Source organism: Pseudomonas sp. S06B 330, from assembly GCF_002845275.2.
In the GTDB taxonomy this organism is placed as follows: Bacteria; Pseudomonadota; Gammaproteobacteria; order Pseudomonadales; family Pseudomonadaceae; genus Aquipseudomonas.
Window position 1 is genome coordinate 206,453 of record NZ_CP088149.1, and the last position, 15,773, is coordinate 222,225.

Consider the following 15,773-nt stretch of genomic DNA (forward strand, 5'->3'; position numbering starts at 1 on the left):
CGCCTGAAAACCGATAAGATTGCGACAACCTGTCAGGAAAACTCACACGTTATGCGCCAGGACCTGCCTCCCCTCAATGCCTTGAGGGCATTCGAAGCCACTGCCCGGCTCAATAGCGTTAGCCAGGCCGCCGAGCAACTTCACGTTACGCATGGGGCCGTGAGTCGGCAATTGAAGGTGCTCGAAGCGCATCTGGGGGTCAGCTTGTTTGTTAAAGACGGGCGCGGCATTAAACTCACAGATTCCGGGCTACGTTTACGCGATGCCAGCTTTGACGCGTTTGATCGCCTGCGCAGTGTGTGTGGCGAGCTGAGCCAGAGTAGTGCCGATGCGCCTTTTGTCCTAGGTTGCTCCGGTAGCTTACTGGCGCGCTGGTTCATTCCTCGACTGGGCAGGCTCAAGGCGGAGCTGCCTGAGCTGCGTTTGCATTTGTCGGCTGGCGAAGGTGATCTCGATCCGCGTCGCCCTGGGCTTGATGCCTTGCTGGTATTCGCCGAGCCGCCGTGGCCGACCGACATGCAGGTGCATGTGTTGGCTCAGGAACGGATAGGCCCGGTGCTTAGCCCGCATTTCCCAGGCTTCGCCCGCTTGCAGCAGGCACCCACCCAGGCGCTGCTGGAAGAAACATTGCTACAAACGAGCTCACGCCCTCAGGCCTGGCCGAACTGGGCGCAACAACAGGGTATCAACCCTGAAGCACTGCGCTACGGTCAGGATTTCGAGCATCTGTACTACTTGCTGGAAGCGGCCGTCGCTGGCCTGGGTGTGGCCATTGCACCGCAGCCGTTGGTCGCCGATGACCTACGTGCTGGGCGCCTGGCGGCTCCCTGGGGGTTTTGCGAGACACAAGCGGCGTTGGCCTTGTGGGTGCCGCGACGCGCCGCAGACGGGCGCGCCGAGCAGTTGGCCGGGTGGTTGCGCGCCGAGCTGGCGCGACAGGTGGCTTAGTTGCCGCGTTTGCACAGCAGGTAGGCGGCCAGTAAGCCAAGGGCGCCGACGGCGACACCGGCGGTGGTCCAGGGGTGTTCCTGGGCATAGTCGCGGGTAGCCACACCGGTCTGGCGCGTCTTGGTCTTCACTTCTTCATAGGCATCGCTGAGCAGGCTGCGTGAGTGACGCAAGGCATTTTCGGCGTTGGCTTTTAAGGTTTTCAGGGTCTTGCGCGACTCGTCCGAGGCATCGTCCTTGAGGCTTTCCAATGACTTGAGCAGGCTTTCGATTTCCGCTTCCATGCTTTGCAGCGAAGCTTTACGCAGCGAGGTGTTGGCCATGGTGACTCTCCTTCGAGGTTGAGTTGAGCAGTGTAGATTCCGACTACGCACTATCGAGAAAGTGCAGTCGAACTTTTCCGGGTATTTACCTCTCGCAGGTAAAACAGCCCGGCGCTGCTAGGCTCTATCTCACATTCGAAAAAGGAGATTGCTCATGTCTGATCACCATACCTATAAGAAAATCGAACTTGTCGGCTCGTCGCCTACCAGTATTGAAGAGGCGATCAACAATGCTCTGGCCGAAGCGAGTAAAAGCATCAAGCATCTTGAGTGGTTTGAGGTGATCGACACCCGCGGCCATATCAAGGACAACAAGGCTGCGCACTTTCAGGTCACGCTCAAAGTAGGCTTCCGAATCGCCAATAGCTGAAATGGCGACACTGGCTTGTGCGGGTCAATTGAGTTACACAGTCCAGAGGCGTCCGGACAGGCTCCGGCGCCCTCCTCCACTTTGATCTGAACAAGGAAAGCGATCGATGAAGAAGTTGGTAGTGGCAGTGGCTTTGATGACGTTGGCGGGCACTGCGCTGGCCGCCGGCAAGCCATGTGAAGAATTGAAGAGCGAAATAGCCGCCAAGCTCGACGCCAAAGGCGTCAGTGGCTACTCGCTGGAAGTTGTTGATAAAGGCGCAGCCACTGATGGCAACGTCGTCGGTACCTGCGAAGGTGGCACCAAGGAAATCGTCTACAAGCGCGGTTGAGCGGTAAGAGTGCTACCGATTCGTAGCCGCTGCCGCCAGGCTGCGATCGGCTGCGAAGCAGTCGCCAATCAGTTGTCGACATGGGGCCTGATTGGCGGTCGTTTCACGCCCGATCGCAGCCTGGCGGCAGCGGCTACGAAGGGCCAGGTAAGGCAGTTGCGCGGCCCTCAGCTGCTCAGCACTGTCTGCGCCAGCAACTCATAGGACCGAATCCGGTCCGCATGCTCATACAGATCACAAGTGAAGATCAGCTCATCAGCTTCGGTCTGTTCCAGCAACACCTCAAGTTTGGCGCGGATCTTTTCCGGGCTACCGACCATCGCCAGGCCAAGGAAGCTACCCACCGCTTCACGTTCGTGCGGTAGCCACAGGCCATCCATGCTCTCTACCGGTGGGCGCTGCACCAGGCTTTGCCCACGCATCAGCGCCAGGATGCGCTGGTACACCGAGGTCGCCAGGTATTCGGCCTGCTCATCTGTATCAGCCGCTACCAGCGGTACACCGAGCATCACATAAGGTTTGTCGAGCACAGCTGAGGGCTGGAAGTGATTGCGATACACGCGAATCGCTTCATGCATGTAGCGCGGCGCAAAGTGCGAGGCGAAGGCATAAGGCAGGCCGCGCATCCCCGCCAGTTGCGCACTAAACAGGCTGGAACCGAGCAACCAGACCGGCACTTCGGTGCCGTAGCCAGGCACGGCAATGACTTTCTGATCCGGTGTGCGCGGGCCGAGGTAGCGCATCAGCTCTTCGACATCGTCGGGGAAATCGTCAGCACTGCCAGAACGCTCGCGACGCAGGGCGCGGGCCGTCATCTGGTCGGAGCCAGGGGCACGACCGAGGCCCAGATCAATGCGCCCTGGATAGAGGCTGGCCAGGGTGCCGAACTGCTCGGCGATCACCAGCGGTGCATGGTTGGGCAGCATCACGCCGCCGGCGCCGACGCGAATGGTCGAGGTGCCGCCGGCCAGGTAGCTGAGCAGCACTGAGGTCGCTGAGCTGGCAATACCGTCCATGTTGTGGTGTTCGGCCACCCAGAAGCGGTTGTAGCCGAATTTCTCGACGTGTTGGGCAAGGTCCAGGGAATTACGCAGCGATTGCGCCGGGCCGCTGTCGGCGCGCACCGGCACCAGATCGAGGGTGGAAAACTTGATATCGGCAAGTTGCGTCATGGGCTATTGAGCCTCCTGGGCAGTCGTATGGCCGACATCTGGCGGCGGCCTTTACTTCTCTGTATGGGCACATCTGCAGGAATCAATGCCAGGGATAGTAATCCGGCTGAACTTGCCTGAGTCAGGGCTCTCTGAAATTAAGGTAAGGCGCACGCCCGTGTGCCTGCGCAGCTCTGGAGGCTTTATGAAAAAGACAGCATCGGCTATCTGGGAAGGTGGCCTTAAGGATGGCAAAGGTCAGATTTCTACCGAAAGTGGCGCCTTGAAAAACAACCCTTATGGTTTCAACACCCGTTTCGAAGGCCAGCCGGGCACTAACCCGGAAGAATTGATCGGTGCCGCACATGCCGGCTGTTTCTCCATGGCCCTGTCGATGATGCTCGGTGAGGCGGGTTTCACTGCGGAGCGCATCGACACCACCGCCGAGGTAACGCTGGACAAGCAGGAGCAAGGCTTCGCCATTACCGCTGTCCACCTGATCCTCAAGGCCAAGGTGCCTGGGGCCAGTGAAGCGAAATTCCTCGAGGTGGCGAACAAGGCTAAAGAGGGTTGTCCTGTGTCGAAAGTGCTAAATGCGAAGATCAGCCTGGATGCCACTTTGGTGAGCTAAGGCAGAACCGGGATAGGCTTCTTGTGGTCAAATAGGTGTCGGCACAATCGCTGCCGCCACAAGGAGCTGTCCCATGATCCGTCTCGCAATCGCTGTGCTGGCATCGACGCTGGCGACTACTGCTTTGGCTGCGCCCAAGCCCTGCGAAGAACTCAAGGCCGAGATCGAGGCAAAGATCCAGGCCAACAATGTAAGTTCCTACACTCTGGAAATCGTCAAGAATGACGAAGTTCACGACCAGAACATGGTGGTCGGTAGCTGTGAGGGTGGCACCAAGAAAATCATCTACCAGAAAAATGATCGCTAGGTATCAGGGGATGCAGAAGATGTCGTGGGACTCTTCTGCGACTACTTTGCGCTGCGCGTCATACAGGTAGGCACTGGGCTGCATGGCCGGTGCCCGGGCTTCCAGGCGATAGCGCTGGCCGGCCTGAAAACTGTCGTACTTGACCTTCAGGTAGCAGGTGCGGTCAGTAGGATCGGTGGTGAAGCCGCCTGAATAGACCTCGTAATCGAACCTGACCACCAACTCATGGGCGCCAGGCGTCACCTGGAAGAAACGCCCGTCATTGAGGCGCTCGCCATCCAGGCGGTCGGCCATCAGCAATTTGCCTGGGGTCATGGTGTACAGGTCGACCCAGGCCTGTTTGCTATCGACAGGTGGCAAGGGGCTGGCGCAAGCCCCCAGGGTACTGAGGGCAATCAGCATCATTGGCTGGCGCATGGCAAACTCCCGCTTGCGAACTACTAAAGCACAAGCATAGCGCCAATCGTGCTATCAGGTGCGCTGACAGCCCGCCGGTAACCCTGTGCTGACCAGGTTTCGCTGCTCGTCATAGAGTTTGGCCCAAGGGCGAAAACCGATGCTGCCGGCTTCGAGCTGATACCGTTGTCCGGCATTGAAATCCTTGAACTTCACATTCAGCTGGCAATCACGCCATAGCGGTTCGCTGACCGGGCCGATGTTGCTGGGCGTCACTGGGAACAGGTAACGCACGGTCAGCTCATGGCTGCCAGGCTGTACCTCAAAATAGCGTTTATCAGCCCAGGCGCGCTCATCCACTTCGATGGCGTGCAGGGTATCGTCCTTGCCGGGGGCAAGATCGATCCAGGCTTGATTGGGATCAGGCTGCGGTAAAAAACCGGCGCAGCCGGACAGAAGCAAAAGACCGCTGATGACAAGCAGTGTACGCATGGCAAAACTCCAGCCGGGCAGGATAGTCTTGAAGCTGATGAGCACTTGAGCGGATAACGGGACGCGGATGCTTCGACTATTTCTTTTATTGCGCTCAAGTCTTGGGGCACTCGACCATTCTTTTCGCTGTTTGGTTCCCGTGCTGGCGCTCGGGCTGCTCAACGGCTGCTCCAGCGTTAATTACTACGGGCAGTTGGCCAGCGGCCAGCTACAGCTGTTGCAGGCACGCAAACCGGTGGCCGAGCTGGTGGCGGATCCCTCCACTGCTCCAAAACTGCGTCAACATTTGCTCCAGGCTGAGCAGGCTCGCGCTTTCGCCAGTGCACAACTCAAATTGCCGGACAACCGCAGCTACCGGGTCTATGCCGACATTGGCCGACCGTTTGTGGTTTGGAATGTGTTTGCCACCCCGGAGTTTTCCCTCGAGCCCCAGACCCATTGCTTCCCGATTGCCGGGTGCGTCGCCTATCGCGGCTATTACAGCCAGGGCGCTGCCCGCGGTGCAGCGGCCTTGCAGAAACAACAGGGTCTGGATGTCTATGTTGGCGGCGTAGAGGCTTATTCGACCCTGGGCTGGTTTGATGACCCGATCCTCAACACCATGCTGCGCTGGGGGGATGAGCGCCTGGCTACGGTGATTTTCCATGAGCTTGCGCATCAGCGGCTGTATGTCGCGGATGACACCTCGTTCAATGAGTCCTTCGCCACGTTTGTCGAGCAGGAGGGAAGCCGTCAGTGGCGGGTGGCGCGTGGGCTAGCTGCGCAAACCGAGGACGATAGCCAGCAACGCGATCAGTTCGTTGGGTTGGTACTGGCCAGCCGGGAACGGCTCAAGACACTGTACGCGGCGCCGCTGACCGATGCCGTAAAGCGTGCGGGCAAACACGCTGAGTTCGAGCGCTTGCGCCGGGATTACCGGAGCCTGCGTGATAGCCAATGGGGCGGCAACGGGCGGTATGACGCCTGGATCAATGCACCGATGAACAACGCCAAGCTGCTGCCTTTTGGTTTGTATGACCAGTGGGTACCGGTGTTTGAGGTGCTTTTTGCCCAATCTGGAAGGGACTGGGAGGTGTTTTATGCCCGGGTTGAAGCCTTGGGGCAACGTTCACCAGAGGAGCGGCTGCAGGCGCTGAAAAGCATCGCCGACAAGGCCGCCCCTTCGCGGCTACAGCAGTCCATCTTGTAGCGGGCTAGGCCTTCAAGACCGAAGAAAAGCCCGATGCATATCACTCAAGGTGGCAAAGTGATAAGCCGGTTGTTCTGCCGTCAGTTCCTCATGACTGCCAAAGCCATAACCCACCGCCGCCGCTTCAAGGCCGTTGCTGCGGGCGCCAATCAAGTCGTGCTTGCGGTCACCGATCATCAGCGTCTGCGCCGGGTCCAGCGATTCCTCAGCCAGCAGATGGGCAATCAGTTCGACCTTATTGGTACGAGTACCGTCGAGTTCGCTGCCGTAGATCACCTTGAAGTGGTGATCGAACTCGAAATGGCGGGCAATTTCGCGGGCGAACTCCCAGGGTTTTGAGGTGGCGATGTACAGCGTCCGGCCCTGCCCGTTCAACGCTTCCAGCAGTGGCTGGACACCGTCGAACACCTGGTTCTCATACAAACCGGTGACCTTGAAACGCTCACGGTAGTAGTTCACCGCATCCCAAGCCTTGGCCTCGTCAAAGCCGTAGAACTGCATGAAAGCCTGCAGCAAGGGCGGGCCGATGAAGTGCTCCAGGCGCGCAAGATCCGGCTCATCAATGCCGAGCTTGGCCAGGGCGTACTGAATCGAACGGGTGATACCCAGGCGTGGGTCGGTCAGGGTACCGTCGAGGTCGAAAAGGATATTTTGCTGGTGCATGGCTGTCTCGATAGGGGCTGCAGGCAGGTTCACTCAGGCAGGTGATAGCCTTCGGCAAGATGCTGGTCTTTGAGTTTTACGTAGTTGCTGGCGCTGTACGGAAAGAATGCCCGTTCTTTTTCGCTCAACGCGCGGGCTTGCTTGACCGGACTGCCGACATAGAGAAAACCGCTTTCCAAGCGTTTGCCCGGCGGCACCAGGCTGCCAGCGCCGATGATCACTTCGTCTTCGACCACCGCGCCATCCATGATGGTGCTGCCCATGCCAACCAAAATTCGGTTGCCCAGGGTGCAGCCGTGGAGCATGACTTTGTGACCAATGGTTACTTCATCACCGATCAGCAACGGAAATCCATCCGGGTTGAACGGCCCTGCGTGGGTAATGTGCAGCACGCTGCCATCCTGCACGCTGCTACGCGCACCAATGCGGATGCGGTGCATATCGCCGCGGATCACGGTCAGCGGCCACACTGAGCTGTCTGCGCCGATCTCGACATCGCCCAGAACCACCGCGCTGCGGTCGACGAAGGCGCGTTCGCCGAGGCGGGGGGTATGGTTCTGGAAGCTGCGCATGGCCATGATAGTAAGTCTCTTTGGTAGTGATAGGGCTGCGGTCGGCGTCGATTGTAATTAAGATGGTCCAGTGTTTCTTCTGCCAAGGTGTTTAACCGTGAGCGCGACCAACCCGCTACTGCAGTCTTATGACTTGCCGCCCTTCTCGGCGATCCGTGCCGAGCATGTGCAGCCGGCGATTGAACAGATCCTGGCCGACAACCGTACCGCTATTGCCGAAATCCTCAAAACCCAAGGTCAGCAACCAAGCTGGGCCGGTCTGGTTCTGGCGATGGACGAACTCAACGACCGCCTGGGCGCCGCCTGGAGTCCGGTCAGTCACCTCAATGCCGTGTGCAACAGCGCCGAACTGCGCGAAGCCTACGAGGCTTGCCTGCCGGCATTGAGCGCCTACGCCACTGAAATGGGTCAGAACCGCGAGCTGTTCCAGGCTTATGAGGCGCTGATCGCCAGCCCTGAAGCGGCGGGCTTTGATGTCGCACAAAAGACTATTCTCGAACACGCTCTGCGTGACTTCCGCCTGTCGGGTATCGACCTTCCGGCCGATAAGCAGCAGCGTTACGCTGAAGTGCAGAGCAAGCTCAGCGAACTGGGCAGCCGCTTCTCCAATCAACTGCTTGATGCTACGCAAGCCTGGACCAAGCTTGTTACTGATGAAGCAGCATTGGCCGGGCTGACCGATTCAGCCAAAGCGCAGATGGCTGCTGCGGCCCAGGCCAAGGGGCTTGAAGGCTGGCTGATCAGCCTTGAGTTTCCTAGCTACTACGCGGTGATGACCTACGCCGAAGATCGCGCTCTGCGCGAGGAAATCTACGCCGCCTACTGCACGCGTGCTTCGGATCAGGGCCCGAATGCCGGTCAGTTCGACAACGGCCCGGTGATGCGCGAAATCCTCGACCTGCGTCAGGAGCTGGCCGAACTGCTTGGTTATGCCAACTACGCCGAGCTGAGTTTGGCGACCAAAATGGCCGAGTCCAGCGATCAGGTGCTGAGCTTCCTGCGTGACCTGGCTAAACGCAGCAAGCCGTTTGCCGTACAGGACCTGGCCCAGCTCAAGGCCTATGCCGCCGAGCAGGGTTGCCCTGACTTGCAAAGCTGGGACAGTGGCTTCTACGGGGAGAAGCTGCGGGAGCAGCGCTACAGCGTTTCCCAGGAAACCCTGCGTGCGTACTTCCCGATCGACAAGGTGCTGTCAGGACTGTTTGCCATCGTCCAGCGCCTGTACGGCATCGAGATTGCCGAGCTCAAGGGTTTCGACACCTGGCATCCGGATGTGCGCCTGTTCGAAATCAAGGAGCACGGCCAGCACGTCGGTCGCTTCTTCTTCGACCTCTATGCGCGCGCCAACAAACGTGGCGGAGCCTGGATGGACGGCGCCCGCGACCGCCGTCGTGCGGCGGGTGGCCACCTGCAGAGTCCGGTGGCTAACCTGGTGTGCAACTTCACCCCGGCAGCCCCTGGCAAACCGGCGCTGCTGACTCACGATGAAGTCACCACCCTGTTCCACGAGTTCGGTCATGGCTTGCATCACCTGCTGACCCGCATCGAACATGCAGGTGTCTCCGGGATCAATGGCGTGGCCTGGGATGCTGTCGAGCTGCCAAGTCAGTTCATGGAAAACTGGTGCTGGGAGCCTGAAGGGCTGGCGCTGATCTCCGCTCATTACGAAACCGGTGCAGCCCTGCCTCAGGACCTGTTGGAGAAAATGCTGGCGGCGAAGAACTTCCAATCCGGGCTGATGATGGTCCGCCAATTGGAGTTTTCGTTGTTCGACTTCGAGCTGCATGCGAGCCACGGCGATGGCCGCAGTGTGCTGGAGGTGCTCGAAGGCATCCGCAACGAGGTCTCGGTCATGCGCCCACCGGTCTACAACCGCTTCCCCAACAGCTTTGCGCATATCTTCGCCGGCGGTTATGCCGCGGGTTACTACAGCTACAAATGGGCTGAAGTACTCTCGGCTGATGCATTCTCGCGTTTCGAGGAAGAAGGTGTGCTCAACGCCGAGACCGGTCGCGCCTTCCGCGAAGCGATCCTGGCCCGTGGCGGCTCTCAGGAGCCGATGCTGCTGTTCGTCGACTTCCGTGGCCGTGAGCCGTCAATCGATGCACTCTTGCGCCATTGTGGCCTGAGTGAGGAAGTGGCGGCATGAGTGATGCGCCCGTGATCAAGACGAAAAAGCGCTTTATCGCCGGGGCGGTCTGCCCGGCGTGCAGCGAGCCGGACAAGCTGATGATGTGGAGCGAAGACAGTGTTCCGCATCGTGAGTGTGTGGCCTGTGGGTTTTCCGACACCCTCAATGAGCAGGGGTTGTCGGTGCCGAAGGAACTGGGTACCCGAGTAAACAAAGTCGAGGGGAAACCGGCCGAGGCCAAAGTGCAGACGGTGCAGTTCTTTCCCAATCCCAAGCTGAAGAAACCGGCTGAATAAAGCTGTCGCTGTACTTGAGGCGTCACCGCCCCAGGTGCCAGATAGATAGTACCGATAGCGCCAGTCGGCGCCCCAGAGTGAGGTGTTCTACCACCTCGCTCTGGAGCCCACATGAACAACGCTAACCCCCTTCTGCACTACGAGCAGTTGATCGATTACGCCAGGGTGCGTATCGAGCATCTGCAGCCCGCCATCGAGCAAATCATTGCCGATAACCATAGTGCTATCGATGCGATCATTGTGCAGCAACGTAAGCTGCCCACCTGGGATGACCTGGTACTGGCGGTGGATGCGTTGGACGCTCGTCTGAACAATACCCTGTACAGCATCGCCCCCTTGCTCCTGCGTGGTGGCGACTGGCAGCAAGCAGCGAGTAAGTGCTGGGATCTGGCCCAAGCGTATTTTCTGCAGAAACTGCAAAACGCCGAGCTTTTGGACCTGTACCAGCGTCTGGCTGATAGCCCCTATGGCCTGAACCTGGATTGGCAGAGCAAGACGGCGTTACAACGAATACTGAAATCTTATCGTCTGGCAGGTGCCCACCTCGCGGTTGATCAGCGCGAGAAGCTGCAGGTACTGGAACAACAGATCAATGATGGGCAAAGCACGTTCTACGACAACCTGACCCGCTCCAGCGATAACTGGAGTGTGCACATTGTCGATGAGCAACGCTTGCGCGGGGTGCCCCTACACAATCGCAACGCTATGGCTGCGGCGGCGCAAGCCCAAGCGCTAGACGGTTGGTTGATTCTCCTTGAGGAGGCAGCCTACCTGGCGGTCATCGAACATGCGCATGATCGGGATCTGCGTGAACAGGTCTATCGGGCGTATCAGAGACGCGGCGCCAGCCCCGCGCCTGATTTTGACAATGGCCAGGTTTTTCAGGCATTGGCCAATGCGCGGCAGGAAAAGGCGCAGTTACTCGGATTTGATAACTTTATTCGGTTCAATCTGCAGCGCCGAGAAGGCGTGTCAGCAGAACAGGTCCGTGCATTCCTGGCAGACCTGACTCGGCAGATCCAACCAGGCTTGCAACAAGAGCATCAGCAGCTGCAGGACTTTGCCCGGCAACAGGGACTGCCGCAGGTTGAGCCCTGGGACGTCGCCTATCTGCGTAAGCAGTTGCGCAATACGCCCCTGAGTCTGTCCGAGGACGAAGTGCGCGCCTGCTTCTCGTTGGATACGGTTGTAAAGGCTCTGGTGGATTTCGCTCGGCAGCTATTCGGCGTCGTGCTGACGGAAGATCACAGTATCTCGACCTGGGATCCCGATGTTCGTGCATTTGAGGTGGTGCAGGACCACGCGCTCCTGGGGTACCTGTACATCGATGCCATTGGCAGAGATGGCAAACAAGCGGATAGCGCATGGACCTACTATGCCTGGAATCGCCACATCGATGCCGAAGGTCGCTACCACAAGGCCGCTGCTGCACTGTTCACCAGCATTGTCCCGGCTCAGGGCGATGCTGCACCGTTGCTCAGCCACCTGGACTTGCGCAAGGTGTTCCATGAGTTTGGTCATTGCCTGCATCACCTGCTGGTGCGCACGTCTAATTACCACCTGTCAGATGTACAGAACCTTGGCCCCGGTGGCGTCGAGATTGCGGGCAAGTTGCTTGAACGTTGGTGCTGGTCAGCCGAGTACCTGGCGAGCATATCGTCGCATAACCTGACGGGGGAGCCGCTGTCGGTGCAGGCATTGCAGACTTACCTGGGGCAACTTCAGGCGCAAGAGCAGCCGAAACTGGCCGTGGAGTTGGCAAAGTCGCTGTTTGACCTCGACTTACATGGCAAGCCGGATGATGGGCGCAGTGTCCTGCAGCGTGTTGCAGACAGTTTTGATAGGGCTGGCGCCTGGCCGTTGGCTGATTTCGAACGACCACTGCATGCCTTCGATCATCTGACCGCTGGTTACGAAGCTGGTTACTTCGGCTACCTCTGGGCGGATGTGTATGCCTTTGATCTGTTCAGTCGCTTCGAGCAGGAGGGGTTGCTCAACCAAGCCACTGGGCGTGAACTACAGGAGGCGCTTTTTGCACCTGGTGCCGCGCAATCGGTGCAGGTTGGCATCGAAGAGTTTCTCAAGCGTCCTTCGAGCGCCGCGCCATTTTTGCGCTGGTACGATTTGACGCCGTCTTGAAAATAGCCGCTCAGCGGTGCTGGATCATCTTAGGAACATCTTGTACTGTATAAAAAAACAGTATCAAGGTGCACCATGGCTGCTTCAGCTCCCCTGCGCGGTCGCGGTACGACCAGCAACCCGCACAATCGCTTCGCGCCTAATTGTTCGGTAGCCGAGGATGACGGCTGGTATCAGGAAGTGCCCCTGACCCAGGGTACTGAAGTGCGTATCGAAACCGCCAAGAGCATCATCACTCGCAACAACTCGCCTGACCTGCCCTTTGACCGCTCGATCAATCCTTACCGTGGCTGTGAGCATGGTTGCATCTACTGCTATGCACGTCCCAGTCATGCTTATTGGGACTTGTCCCCCGGGCTGGACTTCGAAACCAAGCTGATCGCCAAAACCAATGCCGCTGCTGTGCTGGAGCAACAATTGAGCAAGCCTGGTTATGTCTGTGCACCGATCAATTTGGGTTCCAACACCGATCCCTACCAACCCATCGAGCGTGAGCAACAGCTGACTCGCAGGCTGCTAGAGGTACTGCTGCGTTACCGTCACCCGGTTACCATCGTGACCAAGGGCTCGTTGATCCTCCGTGACCTGGACCTGTTGACCGAGCTGGCGCAGCAACGTCTGGTAAAGGTGATGATCAGCCTGACCACTCTCGATGATGAGCTAAAGCGCACGTTGGAACCGCGTGCGGCAGCGCCCAAGGCACGCTTGCGGGCGATTCGCGTGCTAACCGAGGCTGGTGTTCCGGTGGGCGTGTTGTGCTCGCCAATGATTCCGATGATCAACGATAGCGAACTGGAGCATCTGCTGGAAGCAGCCAAGGCTAACGGTGCAGTGAGTGCGGCCTACATGATGCTGCGCCTGCCGCTGGAGGTAGTGCCGTTATTTGAACAATGGTTGCAGGATCATTACCCACAACGTGCCAGCCATGTCCTGAGCCTGATACGCCAGAGCCGCGGCGGTGAGTTGTACGACAGCCGCTTTGGCGCACGCATGCGCGGCGAAGGCGTGTTTGCCGAGTTGCTGGCGCAGCGATTCAACAAGACGATTCGTCGTCTTGGACTGAACCTACGCGAGCGCTATTCGCTTGATTGCAGTGCATTTTGTCCTCCTGGCGGGCAGATGTCGCTGCTCTGATTTCAATAATGGGTATTGGCCATTGATGTTTTTTTGATATTATTCAAACCACTCTTTGGATCTCTGGAACGCCCGTTCTAGAGCCTCGCCATTAAGTTTGAGTTAAGTTTCGCCGAGTAGCGTAGGAATTCAGCCAATAACTGATGTGATTGTTGGTGCGCGTACATCATCCAAATGACATGCGCTGTTTGAATCATCAACCCGGTAAAATGGACTTAACCTAAACCGTCAAAGAGGATGAAGCATGCCCGTCAAGGACCCATCCAAGGTCGCTCCGCAAGCACCTGCCGAGAGCGCCGATGCCGCCCTGAAGCATATCGTTGACGGCTTTCTGCGGTTTCACCACGATGTCTTTCCTGAACAGCAGGAGTTGTTCAAGAAACTCGCCACCGCACAAAAGCCTCGTGCGATGTTCATCACCTGCGCCGACTCGCGCATCGTGCCCGAGCTGATCACTCAGAGTTCCCCCGGCGACCTGTTCGTCACCCGTAACGTGGGCAACGTCGTGCCGCCCTATGGGCAGATGAACGGCGGCGTTTCGACCGCCATTGAATATGCCGTTCTGGCACTTGGTGTACACCACATCATCGTGTGCGGTCACTCCGATTGCGGTGCCATGCGCGCGGTGCTAAACCCGCAAAGTCTCGAGAAGATGCCAACGGTCAAGGCCTGGCTGCGCCATGCCGAGGTTGCCCGTACAGTGGTCGAGGACAACTGTTCCTGCGGTAGCGAGCATGAAAGCATGCAGGTGCTCACCAAGGAAAACGTCATTGCCCAGTTGCATCACTTGCGTACTCACCCTTCGGTAGCCTCGCGCCTGGCGGCCGGCCAGCTCTTTATCCATGGCTGGATCTACGATATCGAAACCAGTCAGATCGAGGCCTATGACGCGGCGAGCGACAGTTTCCTGCCCCTGGCTGCAGGCCAGCCAATCCCTTGCGCAACACCGAGAGGACGCTACTAAGCGTTCCTGACACCCCCGCGATGATTTGAATGACGGCTGCACCTTTACGGTGCGGCCTGGTCATCGGCTGCCTTGAGTTTCCCTGACTGCCTTGCCGGCCTGCTGGCGGTATGCGCCTGCACGTGTGTCAGGGGTTGTGCGATCGGCCATTGGAATGGCTGCGAAACGTGAGAGAAGGAGTAACACGGTGAACAAGACACAATTAAAAGCGGCGTTGCCGCGTGAATTACTGGCATCGGTAGTGGTATTTCTGGTCGCTCTACCCTTGTGCATGGGCATTGCCATTGCATCGGGCATGCCTCCGGCCAAAGGCCTGATTACCGGGATTATTGGCGGCATCGTGGTCGGCTGGCTGGCGGGCTCGCCATTGCAGGTCAGTGGCCCGGCGGCAGGTTTGGCAGTATTGGTGTTTGAGCTGGTGCGCCAGCATGGCGTGGCAATGTTGGGGCCGATTCTGCTATTGGCTGGCGTGCTGCAACTGCTCGCCGGACGTCTGCGCCTGGGCTGCTGGTTCCGGGTTACCGCGCCAGCAGTGGTCTACGGCATGCTCGCCGGTATTGGCGTGTTGATTGTCTTGTCCCAGGTGCATGTGATGTTTGACAGTGCGCCGCAACCGTCGGGTCTGGCTAACCTGTTGGGTTTTCCTGCCACAGTCATCCAGGCACTTCCGCTGGAGAGCCCGGACAACGGCTGGAAGGCTGCGGCATTGGGCGTTGGCACGATCGCGGTGATGTGGGGTTGGGAGCGCTTTGGGCCACAGTCACTGCGTTTTGTCCCCGGCGCCTTGCTCGGTGTCGCCTTGATGACCGTTATCAGTCTCTGGCTGGCACTGCCGGTCAATCGCGTCCAGGTGCCGGCGGACCTGAGCCAGGCTATCGACTGGTTGCGCCCGGCCGACCTGCTTAATCTTGCTGATCCCAATTTATTGGTGGCGGCCTTCGCCCTGGCTTTTATCGCCAGCGCCGAAACCTTGCTGTCCGCCGCAGCGGTGGACCGTATGCACAACGGTCAGCGTTCGGATTTTGATCGCGAACTGTCAGCCCAGGGCTTGGGTAACATGCTCTGCGGTGTATTGGGCGCGTTGCCAATGACCGGCGTAATCGTGCGCAGTTCGGCTAACGTCCAGGCCGGTGCGCGGACGCGCCTGTCGGCAATCTTGCACGGGGTCTGGTTGCTGGCCTTCGTGGTGGTGCTCAGTAGCGTGCTGCAGCAGATCCCGGTGGCGAGTCTGGCGGGTGTGCTGGTTTATACCGGCATCAAATTGGTCGACTTCAAGGCGTTTCGTGGTCTGAGCCGCTATGGACGGATGCCGATGTTCACCTATGCGGCGACGGCGCTGGCGATCATCTTTACTGACCTGTTGACCGGCGTGTTGCTGGGCTTTGCACTGACCTTACTCAAGCTTGCGCTCAAGGCTGCGCGGCTGAAGATTGGTGTGGTCAGCCTAGGTGAACCGGGGCACCTGGAGCTGCGCTTGAGCGGTGCGGCGACCTTTCTCAAGGTGCCGGCGCTGGCTCAAGTGCTTGAAGGCATTCCTGCCGGTACCACGCTGCATGTGCCACTGGCCAACCTCAGCTACATCGACCACTCCTGCCTGGAGCTGCTCGAAGACTGGGGGCGGGCCAACGCGAGCAAGGGCTCGCGCTTGCTGATCGAGCAGCGGCGACTCAAGCGCCGGATTGAGGGGCGGGTGCGCACGACGGCTGGGCTCGGTACCTGATGCAACTGTAGCCGCT

General features: G+C 58.8%; 18 protein-coding genes. 12 read left to right on the plus strand and 6 right to left on the minus strand.

Going from position 1 to position 15,773, the window contains the following annotated elements:
- The first annotated feature begins 51 nt into the window (after positions 1 to 51).
- A complete protein-coding gene (locus CX511_RS00980; RefSeq protein ID WP_177409708.1) occupies positions 52 to 948 on the plus strand; it encodes a LysR family transcriptional regulator in 897 nt (298 codons plus the stop codon).
- Here the strand turns inward: CX511_RS00980 and CX511_RS00985 are convergent.
- Entirely contained in the window at positions 945 to 1,271 is a 327-nt protein-coding gene (locus CX511_RS00985) for an ElaB/YgaM/YqjD family protein (protein ID WP_045186422.1), read from the minus strand. The two genes, CX511_RS00980 and CX511_RS00985, sit on opposite strands and share 4 nt — an antisense overlap.
- Positions 1,272 to 1,425: 154 nt before the next feature.
- Between CX511_RS00985 and CX511_RS00990 the strand changes: the two genes are divergently transcribed.
- Complete coding sequence (locus CX511_RS00990) at positions 1,426 to 1,641, plus strand: dodecin (RefSeq protein WP_045186424.1); 216 nt, start codon at positions 1,426 to 1,428, stop codon at positions 1,639 to 1,641.
- A gap of 106 nt (positions 1,642 to 1,747) precedes the next feature.
- Complete coding sequence (locus CX511_RS00995; RefSeq protein WP_045186425.1) at positions 1,748 to 1,972, plus strand: DUF1161 domain-containing protein; 225 nt, start codon at positions 1,748 to 1,750, stop codon at positions 1,970 to 1,972.
- Positions 1,973 to 2,139: 167 nt separating this feature from the next.
- Here the strand turns inward: CX511_RS00995 and CX511_RS01000 are convergent, their stop codons facing one another.
- Positions 2,140 to 3,144, minus strand: coding sequence for an LLM class flavin-dependent oxidoreductase (locus CX511_RS01000; RefSeq protein ID WP_101293827.1), 1,005 nt, complete (start codon positions 3,142 to 3,144; stop codon positions 2,140 to 2,142).
- Between the two features lie 157 nt (positions 3,145 to 3,301).
- Here CX511_RS01000 and CX511_RS01005 point away from each other — a divergent pair, with 157 nt between their 5' ends.
- Complete coding sequence (locus tag CX511_RS01005; protein ID WP_101293826.1) at positions 3,302 to 3,754, plus strand: OsmC family protein; 453 nt, start codon at positions 3,302 to 3,304, stop codon at positions 3,752 to 3,754.
- 73 nt (positions 3,755 to 3,827) lie between these two features.
- On the plus strand, positions 3,828 to 4,061 hold the full coding sequence (locus CX511_RS01010; protein ID WP_101293825.1) for a DUF1161 domain-containing protein: 234 nt from the start codon (positions 3,828 to 3,830) through the stop codon (positions 4,059 to 4,061).
- A 3-nt stretch (positions 4,062 to 4,064) separates the two neighbouring features.
- Here CX511_RS01010 and CX511_RS01015 read toward each other — a convergent pair whose 3' ends face one another.
- On the minus strand, positions 4,065 to 4,478 hold the full coding sequence (locus CX511_RS01015; protein ID WP_045186436.1) for a PA0061/PA0062 family lipoprotein: 414 nt from the start codon (positions 4,476 to 4,478) through the stop codon (positions 4,065 to 4,067).
- 54 nt (positions 4,479 to 4,532) lie between these two features.
- Positions 4,533 to 4,949, minus strand: a complete 417-nt coding sequence (locus CX511_RS01020) for a PA0061/PA0062 family lipoprotein (RefSeq protein WP_045186439.1) — start codon at positions 4,947 to 4,949, stop codon at positions 4,533 to 4,535.
- A 67-nt stretch (positions 4,950 to 5,016) separates the two neighbouring features.
- Between CX511_RS01020 and CX511_RS01025 the strand changes: the two genes are divergently transcribed.
- Complete coding sequence (locus CX511_RS01025; protein WP_045186441.1) at positions 5,017 to 6,138, plus strand: aminopeptidase; 1,122 nt, start codon at positions 5,017 to 5,019, stop codon at positions 6,136 to 6,138.
- A 12-nt stretch (positions 6,139 to 6,150) separates the two neighbouring features.
- Here the strand turns inward: CX511_RS01025 and CX511_RS01030 are convergent, their stop codons facing one another.
- Together CX511_RS01030 and CX511_RS01035 are read right to left on the minus strand one after the other, a co-directional pair.
- The gene (locus tag CX511_RS01030; RefSeq protein WP_045186443.1) at positions 6,151 to 6,801 is read right to left on the minus strand and encodes an HAD family hydrolase; all 651 of its coding nucleotides are present in this window, start codon (positions 6,799 to 6,801) and stop codon (positions 6,151 to 6,153) included.
- Between the two features lie 29 nt (positions 6,802 to 6,830).
- Positions 6,831 to 7,379 (minus strand): gamma carbonic anhydrase family protein, encoded by a 549-nt coding sequence (locus CX511_RS01035; protein ID WP_101293824.1) that lies wholly within the window; start codon positions 7,377 to 7,379, stop codon positions 6,831 to 6,833.
- A 91-nt stretch (positions 7,380 to 7,470) separates the two neighbouring features.
- Here CX511_RS01035 and prlC point away from each other — a divergent pair, with 91 nt between their 5' ends.
- The 6 genes from prlC (at position 7,471) to CX511_RS01065 (ending at position 15,757) form a co-directional block, all read left to right on the plus strand.
- Entirely contained in the window at positions 7,471 to 9,522 is a 2,052-nt protein-coding gene (gene prlC, locus CX511_RS01040; protein WP_045186445.1) for an oligopeptidase A, read from the plus strand.
- Positions 9,519 to 9,800 carry a YheV family putative zinc ribbon protein gene (locus CX511_RS01045; protein ID WP_101293823.1) on the plus strand — a complete coding sequence of 94 codons (282 nt, stop codon included), beginning with the start codon at positions 9,519 to 9,521 and terminating at the stop codon, positions 9,798 to 9,800. Before prlC ends, CX511_RS01045 begins: the two co-directional genes overlap by 4 nt.
- A gap of 111 nt (positions 9,801 to 9,911) precedes the next feature.
- The gene (locus CX511_RS01050) at positions 9,912 to 11,939 is read left to right on the plus strand and encodes a M3 family metallopeptidase (protein ID WP_101293822.1); all 2,028 of its coding nucleotides are present in this window, start codon (positions 9,912 to 9,914) and stop codon (positions 11,937 to 11,939) included.
- Between the two features lie 75 nt (positions 11,940 to 12,014).
- Positions 12,015 to 13,073, plus strand: coding sequence for a PA0069 family radical SAM protein (locus tag CX511_RS01055; protein ID WP_045186451.1), 1,059 nt, complete (start codon positions 12,015 to 12,017; stop codon positions 13,071 to 13,073).
- 244 nt (positions 13,074 to 13,317) lie between these two features.
- Positions 13,318 to 14,037, plus strand: a complete 720-nt coding sequence (locus CX511_RS01060) for a carbonic anhydrase (protein ID WP_045186454.1) — start codon at positions 13,318 to 13,320, stop codon at positions 14,035 to 14,037.
- A gap of 154 nt (positions 14,038 to 14,191) precedes the next feature.
- On the plus strand, positions 14,192 to 15,757 hold the full coding sequence (locus CX511_RS01065) for a SulP family inorganic anion transporter (protein ID WP_177409707.1): 1,566 nt from the start codon (positions 14,192 to 14,194) through the stop codon (positions 15,755 to 15,757).
- Positions 15,758 to 15,773 lie beyond the last annotated feature (16 nt).